Raw genomic sequence first — 16221 nt, 5'->3', positions numbered from 1 at the left:
CCGGGACACCTGAGTGCGGATTCCATTCGACCCGAGGTACCGCAAGCGCAAACTCAACCCCGACGGCACCATGCCGCTGGTGGAGCATCTGTTCGAGCTGCGTACCCGACTGCTCATTTCGATGGCCGCGATCGTCGTCACGACGATCATCGGCTTCGTCTGGTACTCCTACGGGATATTCGGTCTCCCGACGCTCGGTGACCTGCTCCGTGAGCCCTACTGCTCGCTGCCTGCATCGTCACGAGCGACGCTGACCGCGGACGACTCCTGCCGCCTGCTCGCGACGGGGCCGTTCGACCAGTTCATGCTCCGCCTCAAGGTCGCATTGACCACGGGCATAGTGCTGGCCTGCCCAGTGTGGCTCTACCAGATCTGGCAGTTCGTCACTCCCGGCCTGCTCGAGAAGGAACGCAAGTACGCGATCTCGTTCGTGTCGGCGGCCGCGGTGCTCTTCATCGCAGGCGCTGTGCTGGCGTATCTGGTCGTTGCGAAGGCATTCCACTTCCTGCTGACCGTCGGCAACAACGTGCAGGTGACCGCGCTCGCGGGCGATCAGTACTTCGGATTCATGATCCATCTGCTCATCATCTTCGGCGTGAGTTTCGAGCTGCCGTTGCTGATCGTCGCACTGAACACGGTTGGCGTGCTGCGGTACGAGCGCCTCAAGGCGTGGCGTCGCGGATTGATCTTTGCCCTCTTCGTGTTCGCAGCCATCGTGACCCCGGGCCAGGATCCGTTCACCATGCTGGCCCTGGCCCTCGCTTTGACTGTCCTGCTCGAGGTAGCGATTCAGTTCTCGCGATTCAACGACCGACGGCGCGACCGGAACACACCGGACTGGGCGTCGATTCCCGACGACCAGGCGAGCCCACTGCCCGACGTCTCGCCGCGACCGCAACCGTCGACCGTCGGAGCACCCTCGTCGGTCTCAGAGCAGGGACGCACCTCCGTGCGCGACGCCGCGACCTTCGACGATGTGCTCTGACCCCGATGTGTTCTGAGCCCGATGTCTGCTGACCACACGGAGTTCGACCGCTTCGCGGCGAGCCTCTCGTTCGAGCTCGACGACTTCCAACGGCTGGCCTGCCACGCGCTCGAGGACGGTCAGGGCGTGCTGGTGTGTGCACCGACCGGTGCCGGCAAGACGATCGTCGGCGAGTTCGCGGTGCATCTCGCACTAGCCGACGGAACGAAGTGTTTCTACACGACTCCGATCAAGGCGCTGAGCAATCAGAAGTACGCCGATCTCGTAGCCGTTCACGGCAGACAGAACGTCGGGCTACTCACCGGCGACAGCTCGATCAACTCCGACGCACCGGTCGTGGTGATGACCACCGAGGTCGTCCGCAACATGATTTATGCGAATTCACCTGCTCTACAGGGACTCTCGCATGTGGTGATGGACGAGGTGCACTTCCTTGCCGACCGTTTTCGCGGTGCGGTCTGGGAGGAGGTCATCCTCGGGCTCGATCCGTCGGTGCGGGTGGTGAGCTTGTCGGCGACGGTCAGCAACGCCGAAGAATTCGGCGACTGGATTCAGACTGTCCGAGGCGAGGTCACCGTCATCGTCGACGAACATCGACCGGTGCCTCTCCAGCAGCACATGCTCGTCGGCTCGCGCATGTTCGACCTGTTCGACCCCCACCGCGACGGTGGCAAGCCCCAGGTCAACCCCGAACTCAAACGCTATATCCGACACCGAATGCTGCTGGCAGACGACCGCGACAGCGGTCGCGGACACGATCGACGTTCCGGTCGCGGACGACCACGCCAGACGCGTGGTAGAGGGCCCGGAGCCCTCTCACGTCCGCAGCTCGTCGCTCGCCTCGATCGCGAAGGCTTGCTCCCCGCAATCGGATTCATCTTCTCGCGCGTGGGTTGCGACGCCGCCTTGGCCCAATGCCTTCGGTCGGGACTGTCGTTGCTGACACCCGAGGAGTCGAGTGCCGTCGACGAAGTCATCGACCGGCACCTCACCGAGATCGCGCCCGGTGATGCCGACGTGCTCGGAGTCGACGAGTGGCGGGCAGGTTTGCGGCGTGGGTTCGCCGCCCATCACGCGGGCCTCCTCCCGACGTTTCGTCACACGGTGGAAGAACTCTTCGTCCGAGGACTCGTGCGGATGGTGTTCGCCACCGAAACCCTCGCGCTGGGTATCAACATGCCCGCCCGCTCAGTCGTGCTCGAGCGCCTGGTCAAGTTCAACGGAGAGTCACACGTCGATCTGACTCCTGGTGAGTTCACCCAGCTCACCGGACGCGCCGGGCGCAGGGGCATCGACGTCGAGGGCCACGCCGTTGTCGTGTGGACGCCCGAGCTGGTTCCCGAACAGGTCGCAGGACTCGCGGGGGCCCGCACCTTCCCGCTGCGCAGCTCATTCGCGCCCGAATACAACATGGCAGTCAACCTGATCGGCCGTCGAGGACTCGCGGGGTCACGTGAGTTACTCAACAGGTCGTTTGCGCAGTTCCAGGCCGACCGCTCCGTCGTCGGGCAATCCCGCAAGGTCGACGACATGTACCGCCGACTACGCAAACTCGACGTCGAGCTCGCCGGAGCCGCCGACAAACGCGGCATCGAGCCCGGGACGATCACCGCACTCGACGACGACCCGTCCGACGGTGCGGACGATGGGTCGGACTCGTACCGAGGTTTTCTCGGCTACGTGACGCTGCGTGAGGAGATCCGCAGACGGGAGCGGGATCTCAAATTCCGCAGCCGTGTGGCCACGCAGGAGTCGACGGTCGCCGACCTTGCCGGCCTCAAACGCGGACATGTCATCGGTGTGTCATCGGGGCGCCACCGCGGACTCGCCGTCGTGCTCGAGGCCGCGAGCCAACCGGCAGATCCCAAGCCGCTGGTACTCAGCGAGGACGCCTGGTGCGGCCGCGTGGGTACACGTGATTTCGTGAATCCGCCCGAGGTGCTCGGCCATATGCGGCTGCCCAAGAATCCCGACCGCAGGACCGGACGCGGTCGGCGCGATCTGGCATCGGCACTGCGGTCGACAGGGATCGAGATGCCACGGGGACGCCAGAAGAAGCGGGCGTTGGCGGCAGACGACACCGAGTTGGCCCGAATGCGCCACCAACTGCGGGCTCATCCCGCCCATCAGCTCGACAACGGCGACGACCTGTTCCGGCTCGCCGAGCAACGCAACCGGCTTGTTCGGGACATCGTGTCGGCGGAGCGCTCGATCAGCGAGCGAACATCAACACTCGGAGTGACCTTCGACAGGATCGTCGGCGTGCTCACCGAACTCGGTTACGTCGAGAGTGATCGCGGTGAGGTGGTGGTCACGCCCACCGGTCAGCTCCTGAGCCGGATCTACAGTGAGAGCGATCTCCTCGTGACCGAGTGCATTCGCGCCGGGATCTGGGACAGACTCGGACCGCCGCAACTCGCTGCGGTCGTCGCCGCGATGGTGTTCGAATCGCGCCGCGACAGTCACGCAGGTGCCGACGCGATGCCGGGAAACGTCGAACTGCGTACCGCGATCGCCGAGACCCTCGACATCTGGGGTCAGGTCACCGACGTCGAACGGCGTCACGGGGTGTCGCCGACACGCGAACCCGACACAGGGTTCTCCGTCGCCGTGTCGTTGTGGGCGTCGGGTCGGTCGCTGACGGAGTCGTTGGCCGCCGCGGGCGAACGCGGCACGCTGCTCTCACCCGGCGACTTCGTTCGATGGAACCGGCAGGTCGTTGATTTGCTGGAACAGATCCGCCTCGGTGTAGGCGACGACGCTCCGCTCGCCCGTTCGGCACGCGCAGCGGTCGGAGCGATCCGACGCGGCGTTGTCGCTGCCGAACTCGGTTGACGTAGCAGGAGTGCGTGGCCGGTTCGACGTGATCGGGAGTCGTCGACCGCCTGACCGACGAGTCCGATTCGCTGGGGTAACCTTCACTTCGCACATCGGTCGGCGACGACGGCGGGGGAGACGCGCGTCGCGCCGCGATACCGTGACCGTTCGACACTGCACACCGGTGCACCATCGCCGGGACGATCGAGAGAGAGACGCATGAGTCATCCGTACGATCCCAACAACGCCGGTGACCAGTCGTCCCCCGGGGGCCAGTCGCACGAGGCCGATCAGCAGGGGCAAGGCTCGGCGCAACCTCCTCAGTATGGTCAGCCACCGCAGTACGGGCAGCCGGGGCAGCCCCAGTACGGACAACCGGCGCAGTACGGCCAGCAGCCCCAGTACGGGCAGCCCGGCCAGCCCCAATACGGACAACCAGGGCAGTATGGCCAGCCGGGCCAGCCCCAATACGGACAACCGGCGCAGTACGGCCAGCAGCCCCAGTACGGGCAGCCCGGCCAGCCCCAATACGGACAACCGGCGCAGTACGGCCAACAGCCGCAGTACGGGCAACCGCAGCCGGGTCAGCCCCAGTACGCCCAACCCCAGTACGGTCAGCCGCAGCAGCAGGGCCAGTATGGCCAGCCAGCCCAGTATGGCCAGCCGGGACAGTACGCACAGCCGCAGCAGGGTCAGCAAGACTACGGTCAGGGTCAGCCGCAGCAGCCCGGCCAGCAGGCCGATCCGTTCTCGTCCATGGCGGCGTCAACAACGTCGGGATCATCAAACCGTAAGCGCACAGCCATTTTCGGCGGCGTCGGCGCTGCGGTCGTGATCGCCGCGATCCTGCTCATCACCGCCTTCGCATGGCCGGGCTGGGCACCGAAGACGCTCGACCAGAACGCGGTTCAGGACGGCGTGAAGCAGGTCCTGACCAAGGACTACCAGGCGAGCGACGTCTCGAACGTCTCGTGCCCGTCGGGTCAGAGCGTGAAGAAGGGTAATTCGTTCAGCTGCTCGGTCACCGTCGGAGGCCAGAAACAACAGGTCAAGGTCACGATCCTCGACGATGACGGCAAGTACGAGGTGTCGCGTCCGACGAGCTGATCAGCGCGACGCAAGCTCCCACCCGAGCGCATCGGCGAGCCTGCCCACAGACGCACCGATACGCAGCTCGTCGATCAAGTCGGCGAGTCGCTCGGGGTCGGCGGGCGACGACGGCAGGTGATCGTCATCGATGCTCTCCACCGTGGGCGCATCGGTGCGCACCGTCACCACTGTCCGTGCGGCACGGAGGTAGTCCGTCGAATCACGCAGTGCCGACCGGACGCGCGGAGTGAGCGTCGACGACGGGTCGTCGGCTGCGGCCTCGAGCGCGTCGAGATCGCCGTAGGCGGTTATCAGCTTCGCGGCTGTCTTGTCGCCTATCCCTGCCACGCCGGGCAGCCCATCCGACGGGTCACCGCGCAGCATCGACATCTCCGCGTAGGCCGTGCCGGCGCGGTCGACGGGCACGCCGTATCGCTCGGAAACCTCCTCAGGTCCCATCAGCTCGGCTTTCGCCAGTCCGCGTCCGACGTAGAGCACGCGCACCGGAACCGGGTCATCGGCCACCACCTGAAGCAGATCCCGGTCGCCGCTGACCACGATCACGTCGTCGTCGGCTTCGATCGCGGCGAGTGTGCCGATCACGTCGTCGGCTTCGCATCCCGGTGCTCCCGATGTCGTCAGTCCCGCGGCGGCCAGCACGTCGAGGATCATGTCGACCTGCGGCGTGAGGGTGTCGGGAACCTCTTCGATGTCGGGTTCGTCTCGACTTCCGTCGCCGGAATGCGGCGCCTCCTGCGCCACTCGATGGGCCTTGTACGACGGCAGCAAGTCCGTACGAAACGCCGGACGCCAATCGAGGTCGAGGCAGACGACGAGGCGCGTCGGATGGTGTTGGGACACCAGAGAAGCGATCGTGTCGACGAATCCACGGACCGCGTTCACGGGCCGTCCGTCGGCGGCGGTGAGCTTCTCGGGCAGTGCGTGAAACGAGCGGAACCACAGGCTTGCGCCGTCGAGCAACATCACGGATCCTGGCATGTCTCAACTCTGCCATCCGCGTAGGCTTCGACTCGTGACCGCCACTGCAGAAGAGCGTTTCGACGCCGAGGTGTACCGCCGTCGCCTCGCACGGGCCGCTGTGCTGACCGGCAAAGCCGGACTCGACGCCCTCATCGTTTCCCCAGGACCCGACCTGCGCTATCTCACCGGTTCTCGCGCCGACACCTTCGAGCGTCTGACGGCGCTGGTGATCCCGGCATCCGGAACCCCTCGACTGGTGATCGCTCGACTCGAGCTCGCCTCAGTGCGCGACTCCGCGGTCAGCGAACTCGACATCGACGTCGTCGACTGGGTCGACGGCGAAGACGCACACGCGCTGGCCGTCGCCGGGTTGCCGACTCCCGCTGCCGTCGCGGTCTCCGAGTCGATGCCGGCGCTCCATCTCGTGCCGATCGCAGATCGTCTGGGAGCCACCCCGACCCTTGCGACGCCGGTGCTCCGTCAGATGCGAATGATCAAGGACGGCAACGAAGTCGACGCTCTCCGACGCGCCGGCGCCGCGATCGACCGGGTGCACGCACGCATGGGCGAATGGCTGCGTCCGGGACGAACGGAAGCCGACGTCGCCGCCGACATCGCCGAGGCGATCGTCGCGGAGGGACACACGGAACCCGAATTCATCATCGTCGGGTCGGGTCCCAACGGCGCCGATCCGCACCATGAGCAGTCCGACCGGGTGATCCAACCCGACGACATCGTCGTGATCGACATCGGCGGACCGGTCGAACCGGGCTACAACTCCGATTCCACCCGCACGTACTGTTTCGCCCAGCCGACCGACGAGAGGGCACGTGCGTACGCCGCGCTCGAGCTCGCCCAGCGGACCGCGGTCGCAGCGGTACGGCCAGGAGTGAGCGCCGAGAAGGTCGACGCGGCGGCGCGTGAAGTACTCGTCGACGCGGGGTTCGGGGAGAACTTCATTCACCGCACCGGCCACGGCATCGGGCTCTCCGTTCACGAGGAGCCCTACATCGTCAGCGGCAACGACCTCGTCCTCGAGGCCGGGATGGCGTTCTCGATCGAACCGGGCGTCTACTTCCCAGGGCAGTGGGGTGCGCGGATCGAGGACATCGTCATCGTGACCGACGACGGCTGCGAACCGGTCAATGTGCGCCCGCACGAATTGCGGGTGCTGTAGACCCGGGCCCCGAGGGAAGGGTGACGATCAATCGAGCAGCGAGTGCGAACCGAGTACACGCTGCACGTCGATCTCGATGACGACGCGCTCGGGATTCGGCTTCGGCTCCCGATATCGCTGGGCGTAGCGCCGTTCGGCCTCCGCAACGCGCTCGCGATCGCGGTGAACGGTCGCGGGGCCCTCCAGCGTCAGCCACCGCGGACCGTCGACGTTGGTCACGGCGGCATAGCCACCGCGCTCGGTATTGCGTACCTTCTGGCTGCCCTCACGAGTGATCACCCGAGCAAGTCCGCTGTCGGGGTCGTAGGTGAACCCGACAGCGACGACGTGCGGGGTGCCGTCGGGTCGAAGCGTCGCGAGTGACGCAAGGTGTCGCTCGCCGAGGAAGTCGAGCGCAGCGGAACCGATGTTCTCCGGAGTGCGCGGCATGGCGCCAACAATAGTCACCGCGACGGCACCGCTGTCGGCTGCCCGCACGCCGGTGGAATACTGCGTGTCATGGCGCGGAGCAATTCACACGACGATCCGGGGACGGTAGTCGTCTTCGGTGGACGCAGCGAGATCGGGATCGCCCTCGCGAAACGACTGGTGGCGGGCAAGAGTGTTGTTCTCGCCGCGCGCCGCGCCGCCGACCTCGACGACGAAATCGCCGCTATGCGCGCGGCGGGCGCCGCCGACGTCAGCGCCGTCGAATTCGACGCCGATGCGACCGACACGCACTCGTCGCTCATCGAGGCGATCACAGCCGATCACGGACCCATCGGCGCGGCGATCGTCGCGTTCGGCATTCTCGGCGATCAACACCGCGCCGAAACCGACGTCGCGCACGCGCTGCAGATAGCCCAGACCGACTACGTCGGCCAGATCAGTGTGCTGACTCCGCTGGCCAACGCACTGCGGCGTCAGGCATCCGGCACCATGATCGTCTTCTCGTCGATCGCCGGAGTGCGGGTACGACGCGGCAACTACGTGTACGGGTCAGCAAAGGCGGGACTCGACGGCTTCGCCAGTGGGTTGTCGGACGCACTCCATGGATCGGGCGTCCGATTGTTGCTCGCCCGCCCGGGTTTCGTGGTCGGCAACATGACAGCAGAACTCATGGCCTCCGGAACCAAGCCCGCGCCGATGTCGGTCGACGCCGAACAGGTGGCCGACGCCGTGGCACGGGCGTACCACCGCGGTCGTTGGGAGGTGTGGATTCCCGGACCACTGCGCTTCGTCGGATTCGCGATGCAATTCGTACCGCGCGCGATCTGGCGCAGGTTGCCCCGATGACGGTCGCGACGACGGATACACCAGAATTCGTCGTCGTCGGGATCGGCGCCGACGGCTGGGCCGGACTGACCGATCGCGCGCGCGACGAATTACGCAGCGCCACAGTCGTATACGGATCAACACGCCAACTCGAACTCCTGCCCGAGCTCGACGCGACGACGGTGGCATGGCGTTCGCCGATGTCCGAGCACCTACAGCAGGTGCTGTCCGAGACTTCTGACTCCCCAGCTTCTGACACGACCGTGCACGTACTGGCGAGTGGCGACCCGATGTTCCACGGTGTCGGGTCGACGATCGTCAATGCCGTGGGGCGCAACCGGGTTCGGGTGCTCCCCACCGTGTCGTCGGCGAGTCTCGCCTGCGCGCAACTCGGGTGGGACCTGTCTCGCACACAGGTGATCAGCACGCTGCGCGACGACGCCGACGTCGTGGTGCCCGCGTTGACCGACGGCCGTCGGATCCTCGTGCTCAGCAGGGGAGCTCAGACACCCGCCGCGATCGCCGAGGTCTTGGCACGCACCGGTTTCGGCTGGTCGACGATGACCGTTCTCGAACAACTCGGTGGCCCAGGCCAACGGATCATCGAGTCGGTTGCGCGCTCGTACCGACCTGAACCCCACGACGCGCTCAACATCGTCGCCATCGACTGTGTCGGACCTCGGACGACGCGCCTACCGGGGCTACCCGACGACGCGTACGAGCATGATGGACAACTCACCAAGTCGGCGGTGCGGGCCTTGACCGTCACGGCCCTCGCACCAGGTGGCCGAGCGCTCCTCTGGGATGTCGGATCCGGGTCGGGGAGCGTGGCGATCGAGTGGTTGCGCGCAGACTCCGACGGGACCGCCATCGCCTTCGAGCACGACGACGTCCGTGCCGCGCGCCTCGCGCGCAACGCAGCCCGTCACGGAGTGGCGGGATCGCTCACTGTGCGGGGCGCCGCGCCCGAATCACTGCGTGACGCACCGGATCCGGATGCAATCTTCATCGGGGGAGGACTCGACGACGAGGTCCTGGCCGCTGCGTGGCGGGCGCTGCTTCCCGGTGGGCGGTTGGTCGCCAACGCTGTCGCGGTCCAGAGCCAGTCACTGCTCGTCGAATGGCACAGCCGACTCGGGGGAGTTCTGCGACGATTCTCCATCGAGACCGTCGAGCCGCTCGGATCCATGACGACATGGCGTCCCGCACTGCCGATCGTGCAGTGGGTTGTCACACGAACGGACGACGAGTCGTGACCGTTTACTTCATCGGCGCAGGCCCCGGCGCAGCCGACCTCATCACCCTGCGTGGGGCACGCGTCCTGGGCGAGTGCACCACCTGTCTCTACGCCGGATCGCTTGTCCCGCAGGAACTCCTCGAACTCTGTCCGGCCGGCGCCACCCTGATCGACACGGCCCGGGTGCCGCTCGACGAGATCATCGGGCACATCGTCGAGGCAGACGCGTCCGGCGCCGACGTCGCACGTCTGCATTCCGGCGATATTTCACTGTATTCGGCGTTCACCGAGCAACACCGCGAGCTCCGACGCCTGGGGATCGGCGTGGAGATCGTGCCCGGCGTACCCGCGTTCGCCGCGGCCGCAGCTGCCCTCGACACCGAACTCACGGTGCCCGGGGTCGGTCAGAGTCTTCTCATCACCCGCGTGTCGACGCTGTCGACGGACATGCCGCCGGGTGAGGAACTCGCGCACCTGGCGCAGTCGGGTGTCACCCTCGCACTGCACCTCGCCGCGCACCGCGCGCCGCAGATCGTCGAGGCGCTCGCCGACCACTACGGGCCGCAATGCCCCACCGCTACAGTCGCATTCGCATCCCGCGACGATCAGGTGGTGATCAGATGCGCGTTGTCGGACCTGCCGCAACGGCTCGACGACCACGGAATCCGCCGCACCGCGGTCATTTTCGTCGGCAAGGTGCTCGATCCGGCAACCCCGACCCCCACAGACAGCTACCTCTACTCGCACGCGCGGATGACCAAGCTCCGCAGTGGCGGTCACGACGACAGACCTTCCGCCACATGAGCGACGCACCGACCGTGCTGGTGCTCGGGGGCACAGGCGAAGCCCGCGAGCTGGCTGCCCGACTCGTCACCGAGCGCATTCCCGTGATCTCTTCACTCGCGGGTCGGGTCGGCGAGCCTCGACTGCCCGTCGGTGCCGTACGCATAGGCGGCTTCGGGGGAGTGCCCGGCTTGCGGACATGGCTGCACGACAACGCTATTCGCGTCGTCGTCGATGCAACACATCCCTTCGCGAGCGGCATCAGTGCCAACGCCGCAGCCGCAACCGGCGACCTCGATCTTCCTCTCGTCCGGCTATGTCGCGCACCGTGGTCACCGGATGTCGGGGATACCTGGGTCCAGGTTCCGGATATAGCCAGTGCGGCAAGGCATCTCGACGGGCGACGAGCACGCGTATTCCTGACCACCGGCAGGCAGGACGTCGACGCATTCGCGGAGAACTCCTCGGCATGGTTCCTCATCCGGGTCGTCGACCCTCCGCAGACCGCTATGCCCAGACTCCACACAGTGATCCGGTCGCGCGGTCCCTACCATCTCGCCGACGAGATCGACCTGATGCGTGAGCACCGTATCGACGTGCTCGTCACGAAGAACAGCGGCGGTGACATGACGCGCGCAAAGCTCGATGCCGCAAGGACTCTCGGCATCGAGGTTGTGATGGTCGACCGTCCGAGCGAACCCGCGATGCCCACCGTCGAGGACGCAGAAGGCGCCGTCGAACTCGTCCGTGGCCTGCTCACCGGCCAGACGCTGGGATGATCAGACGCTGCGATGATCCGGCGCCGTGATGATCAGACGTCGTGACCATCAGGAGTGTGCTGACGGGGCGTGAACACCAGACGACCACCACTGCGCTCGGCAACCGTCGTCGCAGACGATCCGATGATCAGCATCGTGCGCATGTCGACGATCGACGGATCGAACGCGCCAACGGTCGTCACCGACAGCGTCTGCTCCGGTCCGCCGACATCGCGCCCGACGATCAGGACGCGGTCGTCGGGAACCATCTCGCGCAGCAGGCCGTGAAGGCGTGGCACCTGCCATGTCCTGCTCTGCGATCCGGGGTTGTAGACGGCGATCACCAGATCGGCCTGAACAGCGTGCCGAATCCTGGCTTCGATCAGCTCCCACGGTTTGAGCCTGTCCGAGAGTGAGATCACCGCGAAGTCGTGCCCGAGTGGGGCGCCGGTGACCGCAGCGACCGCCGTTGCTGCGGTCACCCCCGGCACGACGCGGACGGGCACATCGGCCCAGCGCGGCTGAGCCGCTACCTCGGCCACCGCCGCCGCCATGGCAAACACGCCCGGGTCACCGGACGACACGACGGCCACGCGAGCACCCCGCGAGGCGAGGTCGAGCGCGAACTCCGCGCGTTCGGCCTCCACGCGGTTGTCGCTGGCATGCATCCGCTGTCCTGGCCGGGGCGTCACCCGCGCGAGATAGGTTCGATAGCCGACGAAGTCGGTGGCCGACGCCAGTTCGGCGCGCACCTGCGGCGTGGTCTGTGTCGGCGCTCCCGGTCCGAGCCCGACCACGACGACCTCACCGGTCCCGGGCTCGGGAACGGACGCCTCGAAGCGCGGATTGTTCCGTCGGCCGGGAACGACGACCATCGAGAAGTACGGGACTTCCGCCGGGTCGACGTCGGTGAGCGGCAGCACGCGCTGCGCCGGCGTCGAGGCCCTTTCCACATACCAGGCTTCGTCGAGCCGTCCGACTCGTTCGAGGGCCGTGCACACAGTCGAGAACGTGCGGCCCAGTTTGAGCACCGCGATGGCATCGGCGCCGGCGAACACCGCGGTCAACTCGTCGACCGGGAGTGTTCCCGGTACAACGGTCAGTATTTCTTCGCCTTCGACAAGCGGGATCCCCAGTGCAGACGACGCCCCACTCACAGACGTCACCCCGGGAATGATCTCTGCATCGAAGTCGTCGGCAAGGCGTTTGTGCATATGCATGTACGAGCTGAAGAACAGCGGGTCACCCTCGGCCAACAGACAGACATCCCGCCCGGCCCGCAGATGCGCCGCGAGTGTTTCGGCGCTCTCGGCATAGAAGTCGTTGAGGGCGCCGCGGTAGCCGCCGGGATGATCGGTTGCCTCGACCGTGATCGGGTACATCAGACGCTCTTCGATCTGATCGCCGCGCAGATACGGCTCGGCGACGCCCCGGGCAATACTGTTTCCATGGCGAGCGCTGTGATAGGCGATGACGTCTGCGGTGGAAATGATCCGCGCGGCTTTGACGGTGACCAACTCGCTGTCGCCGGGACCGAGTCCTACGCCCCAGAGCTTTCCGTAGCGCGCCTCTTCCGCCGCACTTTCCTCGTTGCGTGGTGTCGTCACAGCGTCATTCCTGTGCACTCGCCAGTGCGTTGATCGCGGCGGCAACGATCGCCGAACCGCCTCGACGTCCGGCGACGGTGATGAAGTCGAGATCATCGCGGTTCGCCAGTGCCGCACAGGATTCCGCAGCTCCGATGAAACCGACGGGTGCGCCGACGATCGCCGCCGGGCGGGGCGCGCCCGCATCGATGACGTCGAGAAGCGCGAACAACGCGGTCGGTGCGTTACCGATCGCGACGACCGCTCCGTCGAGTCGGTCCCGCCAATACTCGACGGCCGCAGCGGTCCGTGTGGTCGACAGTTGCTCGGCGAGTGCCGGCAGGCCCGGCTCTCCGAGATAGCAGAGCACCTCGTTGTCGGCGGGCAACCGCTTGCGGGTCACTCCGCTGGCGACCATCGTCGAGTCACACAGAATTGGTGCACCCGCCTCGAGAGCAGACCGTGCCGCGGAGACGACGCCGGACGTCGCGATCACGTCCTTGGTCAAATCTGTTTCGCCACACGCGTGAATCATGCGTACGACAACCCCGGAGACGTCCGGGGCGAATCCGGCCAGATCGGCTTCGGCTCGGATGGTGGCAAAGGACTGCCGGTAGATCTCGGCGGCGTCGCGTAGGTAGTCGGGCATAATGGCTCAACCCTATCGGGGCCGTCGTCACGACCAACAGATCGGTTGCCCCCTGGCGCGACAGGATAGGGTGACCGGCGTGAGTGCGCCAACACTGTACATATTCCCGCATGCCGGCGGATCGGCCAGCTTCTACGTACCATTCGCGCGGACCTTCACGTCCGGTGTGAAACGAATCGCCGTGCAATACCCCGGCAAGAACGGAACTCACGACCTCGCGTCGTTCAGAGGGATACCTGAACTCGCCGACACGGTCGTCAGCAAGCTTCCTGCTGACCCCGACGCGCGCATAGCCCTGTTCGGACACAGCATGGGCGCCTTGGTGGCATTCGAGACCGCGCGCATCCTCGAGGCCGCCGGCCGCAGAGTCGAGGCGCTCTTCGTGTCGGCCTGCGCCGCGCCCGGCCGCAGCGGATACGACTACATTCCCGAATCCGATCGCGGCTTGCTTGACGCGGTGTCGGAAATGACAGGCGTCGACCCGGCACTCCTCGAGAGTGAGGAATTCCAGGCCCGAATTCTGCCGACACTGCGCGGTTTCAAAGCCATCACGGCATATCAATGCCCCCCGGATGCCACGCTGTCGTGCCCAATACACGTCTATTACGCCGACGACGACGAGGTCGCAACCACCGAAAAGGTCAGCCCCTGGCAGGAAAGGACAACCGCACAGTTCACGATGCGGGAGTTTGCGGGCCATCACTTCTACCTCACGGACAACCTCTCCGAGGTGGTGGCCGACATCGAGCAGAAGCTGCCTGTCACCTGAGAATCTTGATAGGTAACTCACAGGTAGCCGACTGGAGCAAATGACCCAGTTTGTTTGGAACAAATGACCAAGTTCTGTTCGCACAGGTCACGCGCGACTCAAAGAACTGAGCTGCCCGAAGCATCAAGGCGCTGCTGATCGTTCGCAAATCTTGGTTGCATTTGGAAACTTAATTCACGCACTCCCCGGTGGCGTACAGACACTGCGGCTGCTAGCCTTCGTTCCACGTTCGTGAATCGAAGTATTATCGTTCTGGACGCTCTGGTTTTTTGGGGAAGACTCATCGACGACGAGGGGAAGCCGTCGCCTGAGTGTCATCGCACATTCTCTGTCGGGGGGAAAGCGAATGCATCGTGGATGTAACAAGTTCGGTTGATTTCACCGGGCCGGCAAAGCCAAATTTGTCGCAGCAAACGATCCCGTCCATTCTTCGGGGTAGGGCCGCTGCACAACCTGACGACGTCGCTTTCAGTTTTATCGATTACGACATCGACCAGGCTGGATATGAAGAATCACTGACGTTTCGTGAGCTTTATCAGCGCGTTCGTGTCGTTGCCGCGGAATTGCTCAGGCATGGCAGTCCGGGTGATCGCGCAGCGATCCTCGCTCCACAGAGCCTCGACTACATCGTCGCGTTTCTCGGCGCGATGGAAGCGGGGTTCATCGTCGTGCCGTTGTCCGTGCCGATGTTCGGTGCGCACCACGACGAACGGATCAGTTCTGCGCTATCCGACTGCACCCCGTCGGTCATCTTCGCCACAACCACCGTCATCGACGACGTACTCCCGTACGCACAGGAGATGGCGGGAGCCACACCGACGGTCATCGAGATCGATGCGCTCGATGCCGACGCGCCCGTCGACGATTACCCGGATAACGTGCGACAAAGCAAAACCGCAGTGCTGCAATACACTTCGGGCTCGACCAGCGCCCCACGCGGAGTGATGGTGTCGCACCGGAATGTCGTCACGAACCTCGACCAACTGATCAGCGACATGTTCGCTCATCACGGCGGCTGGCCCGATCCCGATACCGTGCTGGTGTCGTGGTTGCCCTTCTACCACGACATGGGCCTGCTATTGGGCATCTGCGGCGGCATTCTGTCTGGCCGACGCACTGTCGACATGAGCCCGATGGCGTTCTTGCAGAAGCCATCTCGCTGGATCACCACGATGGCCTCCTACGGTAAGACGTTCACCTCCGCACCCAACTTCGCGTACGAGCTCGCGGCGCGCAGGACCACCGACGACGATCTCGCGGGACGTGATCTGTCCGGCGTGACCGCGTTCATGTGTGGTGCCGAGCGTGTACACGCCAGTACCGTGCGTCGGTTCGTCGACAGATTCGAGCGAAATGCGCTGCCCGGCAACATTGTTCGTCCGGCATACGGTTTGGCCGAGGCGACGCTGTACGTGGCGGCTCTGACGCCGGGACGCACGTCAGAGGGCATCAACTTCGACTTCGAGAAGCTCGCCTCGGGCTGGGCACGGCGAAGCGGTGAGGGCCAGGACGGCTCGGAACTGATGAGCCACGGACCCGAGCGTTCGGTGACCTTCCGGATCGTCGATCCCGAGTCCCGCCAGGAGAATCCCGCCGACAAGGTCGGGGAGATATGGGTGCATGGCGACAACGTTCCCGCAGGTTACTGGCGCAATCCCGAGCTCACCGAGAAGGTGTTCGGGGGATGGATAGAAGATCCCGCACCCACCACACCGGCCGGACCATGGCTGCGCACCGGTGATCTCGGAGTCCTGTCGGAGGGCGACCTGTTCATCACAGGCCGCATCAAGGATCTTCTGATCATCGACGGCCGCAACCACTACCCCGATGACATCGAAGGTACGGTCACCGAACTCACCCGCGGAAGGGTCGCGGCGGTGTCGGTCGACCGTGGATCGGCGGAACAACTCGTGGTGGTCGCCGAGGTCAAAGATCGTGGCGCGCAGGTCGATTACGCGCAGTTGCGCAACGAGGTGACCTCAGCTGTGTCGAATCGCCATGGCGTCCGGGCCGCGGACGTCGTCTTCGTTGCACCCGGCTCCATTCCGATCACCACGAGCGGCAAGACGCGTCGGTCGTCGGTCGGCGACCATTACCGGGACGGCGTGTTCGTCGGATTGGACTCCGCGCAGTGAC

Annotated in this window: 14 protein-coding genes; 10 read left to right on the top strand and 4 right to left on the bottom strand. The window is 65.5% G+C overall.

The annotated features are described in order from the left end of the window. Nucleotides 1-13: 13 nt before the first annotated feature. The 3 genes from tatC (at nt 14) to A5788_RS15615 (ending at nt 4909) form a co-directional block, all read left to right on the top strand. On the top strand, nt 14-985 hold the full coding sequence (tatC, locus tag A5788_RS15625; protein ID WP_064869249.1) for a twin-arginine translocase subunit TatC: 972 nt from the start codon (nt 14-16) through the stop codon (nt 983-985). A 21-nt stretch (nt 986-1006) separates the two neighbouring features. Then, nucleotides 1007-3820, top strand: a complete 2814-nt coding sequence (locus tag A5788_RS15620; RefSeq protein ID WP_064869251.1) for a DEAD/DEAH box helicase — start codon at nt 1007-1009, stop codon at nt 3818-3820. Between the two features lie 201 nt (nt 3821-4021). Then, nucleotides 4022-4909 carry a DUF4333 domain-containing protein gene (locus A5788_RS15615; RefSeq protein ID WP_064869253.1) on the top strand — a complete coding sequence of 296 codons (888 nt, stop codon included), beginning with the start codon at nt 4022-4024 and terminating at the stop codon, nt 4907-4909. Here the strand turns inward: A5788_RS15615 and A5788_RS15610 are convergent, their stop codons facing one another. After that, on the bottom strand, nt 4910-5875 hold the full coding sequence (locus A5788_RS15610) for a 5'-3' exonuclease (RefSeq protein WP_197494494.1): 966 nt from the start codon (nt 5873-5875) through the stop codon (nt 4910-4912). Between the two features lie 13 nt (nt 5876-5888). Between A5788_RS15610 and A5788_RS15605 the strand changes: the two genes are divergently transcribed. Then, complete coding sequence (locus tag A5788_RS15605; RefSeq protein ID WP_064869257.1) at nt 5889-7049, top strand: M24 family metallopeptidase; 1161 nt, start codon at nt 5889-5891, stop codon at nt 7047-7049. A 27-nt stretch (nt 7050-7076) separates the two neighbouring features. On the opposite strand, the gene A5788_RS15600 is transcribed toward A5788_RS15605, so the two are convergent. Then, complete coding sequence (locus A5788_RS15600) at nt 7077-7478, bottom strand: pyridoxamine 5'-phosphate oxidase family protein (protein WP_064869347.1); 402 nt, start codon at nt 7476-7478, stop codon at nt 7077-7079. A 69-nt stretch (nt 7479-7547) separates the two neighbouring features. Between A5788_RS15600 and A5788_RS15595 the strand changes: the two genes are divergently transcribed. From A5788_RS15595 to A5788_RS15580, 4 genes are read left to right on the top strand one after another with little or no spacing between them, the layout of a single operon-like run. Then, complete coding sequence (locus A5788_RS15595; protein ID WP_156525534.1) at nt 7548-8324, top strand: SDR family NAD(P)-dependent oxidoreductase; 777 nt, start codon at nt 7548-7550, stop codon at nt 8322-8324. After that, complete coding sequence (locus A5788_RS15590) at nt 8321-9559, top strand: bifunctional cobalt-precorrin-7 (C(5))-methyltransferase/cobalt-precorrin-6B (C(15))-methyltransferase (RefSeq protein ID WP_064869259.1); 1239 nt, start codon at nt 8321-8323, stop codon at nt 9557-9559. The genes A5788_RS15595 and A5788_RS15590 overlap by 4 nt, the downstream gene beginning before the upstream one ends. After that, nucleotides 9556-10344, top strand: coding sequence for a cobalt-precorrin-4/precorrin-4 C(11)-methyltransferase (locus tag A5788_RS15585; RefSeq protein ID WP_064869261.1), 789 nt, complete (start codon nt 9556-9558; stop codon nt 10342-10344). Before A5788_RS15590 ends, A5788_RS15585 begins: the two co-directional genes overlap by 4 nt. Further along, nucleotides 10341-11102: a cobalt-precorrin-6A reductase gene (locus A5788_RS15580; RefSeq protein ID WP_064869263.1), complete on the top strand. Its 762-nt coding sequence runs from the start codon at nt 10341-10343 to the stop codon at nt 11100-11102. The genes A5788_RS15585 and A5788_RS15580 overlap by 4 nt, the downstream gene beginning before the upstream one ends. 32 nt (nt 11103-11134) lie before the next feature. Here the strand turns inward: A5788_RS15580 and A5788_RS15575 are convergent, their stop codons facing one another. Together A5788_RS15575 and A5788_RS15570 are read right to left on the bottom strand one after the other, a co-directional pair. Beyond that, complete coding sequence (locus A5788_RS15575; RefSeq protein ID WP_064869265.1) at nt 11135-12688, bottom strand: precorrin-2 C(20)-methyltransferase; 1554 nt, start codon at nt 12686-12688, stop codon at nt 11135-11137. 4 nt (nt 12689-12692) lie between these two features. Then, nucleotides 12693-13316 carry a precorrin-8X methylmutase gene (locus tag A5788_RS15570; protein ID WP_064869267.1) on the bottom strand — a complete coding sequence of 208 codons (624 nt, stop codon included), beginning with the start codon at nt 13314-13316 and terminating at the stop codon, nt 12693-12695. A gap of 79 nt (nt 13317-13395) precedes the next feature. Between A5788_RS15570 and A5788_RS15565 the strand changes: the two genes are divergently transcribed. Then, on the top strand, nt 13396-14085 hold the full coding sequence (locus A5788_RS15565; protein WP_231894142.1) for a thioesterase II family protein: 690 nt from the start codon (nt 13396-13398) through the stop codon (nt 14083-14085). Between the two features lie 401 nt (nt 14086-14486). Beyond that, the gene (locus A5788_RS15560; RefSeq protein ID WP_064869271.1) at nt 14487-16220 is read left to right on the top strand and encodes a fatty-acid--AMP ligase; all 1734 of its coding nucleotides are present in this window, start codon (nt 14487-14489) and stop codon (nt 16218-16220) included. Nucleotide 16221: the final 1 nt, after the last annotated feature.

Origin of the sequence: Gordonia sp. 852002-50816_SCH5313054-c (assembly GCF_001665925.1) — a bacterium.
Lineage (GTDB): Bacteria > Actinomycetota > Actinomycetes > Mycobacteriales > Mycobacteriaceae > Gordonia > Gordonia jacobaea.
The sequence above is the reverse complement of the archived record's forward strand: the minus strand, read 5'-3'. Positions and strand labels throughout refer to the sequence as shown.

Excerpts from the sequence above, each read along its gene's own strand:
- A5788_RS15590 (WP_064869259.1), top strand. The coding sequence starts at position 8,321 with ATGACGGTCGCGACGACGGATACACCAGAATTCGTCGTCGTCGGGATC.
- A5788_RS15600 (WP_064869347.1), bottom strand. The coding sequence starts at position 7,478 with ATGCCGCGCACTCCGGAGAACATCGGTTCCGCTGCGCTCGACTTCCTC.
- A5788_RS15605 (WP_064869257.1), top strand. The coding sequence starts at position 5,889 with ATGTCTCAACTCTGCCATCCGCGTAGGCTTCGACTCGTGACCGCCACT.
- A5788_RS15570 (WP_064869267.1), bottom strand. The coding sequence starts at position 13,316 with ATGCCCGACTACCTACGCGACGCCGCCGAGATCTACCGGCAGTCCTTT.
- A5788_RS15615 (WP_064869253.1), top strand. The coding sequence starts at position 4,022 with ATGAGTCATCCGTACGATCCCAACAACGCCGGTGACCAGTCGTCCCCC.
- A5788_RS15595 (WP_156525534.1), top strand. The coding sequence starts at position 7,548 with ATGGCGCGGAGCAATTCACACGACGATCCGGGGACGGTAGTCGTCTTC.
- A5788_RS15620 (WP_064869251.1), top strand. The coding sequence starts at position 1,007 with ATGTCTGCTGACCACACGGAGTTCGACCGCTTCGCGGCGAGCCTCTCG.
- A5788_RS15610 (WP_197494494.1), bottom strand. The coding sequence starts at position 5,875 with ATGTTGCTCGACGGCGCAAGCCTGTGGTTCCGCTCGTTTCACGCACTG.
- A5788_RS15580 (WP_064869263.1), top strand. The coding sequence starts at position 10,341 with ATGAGCGACGCACCGACCGTGCTGGTGCTCGGGGGCACAGGCGAAGCC.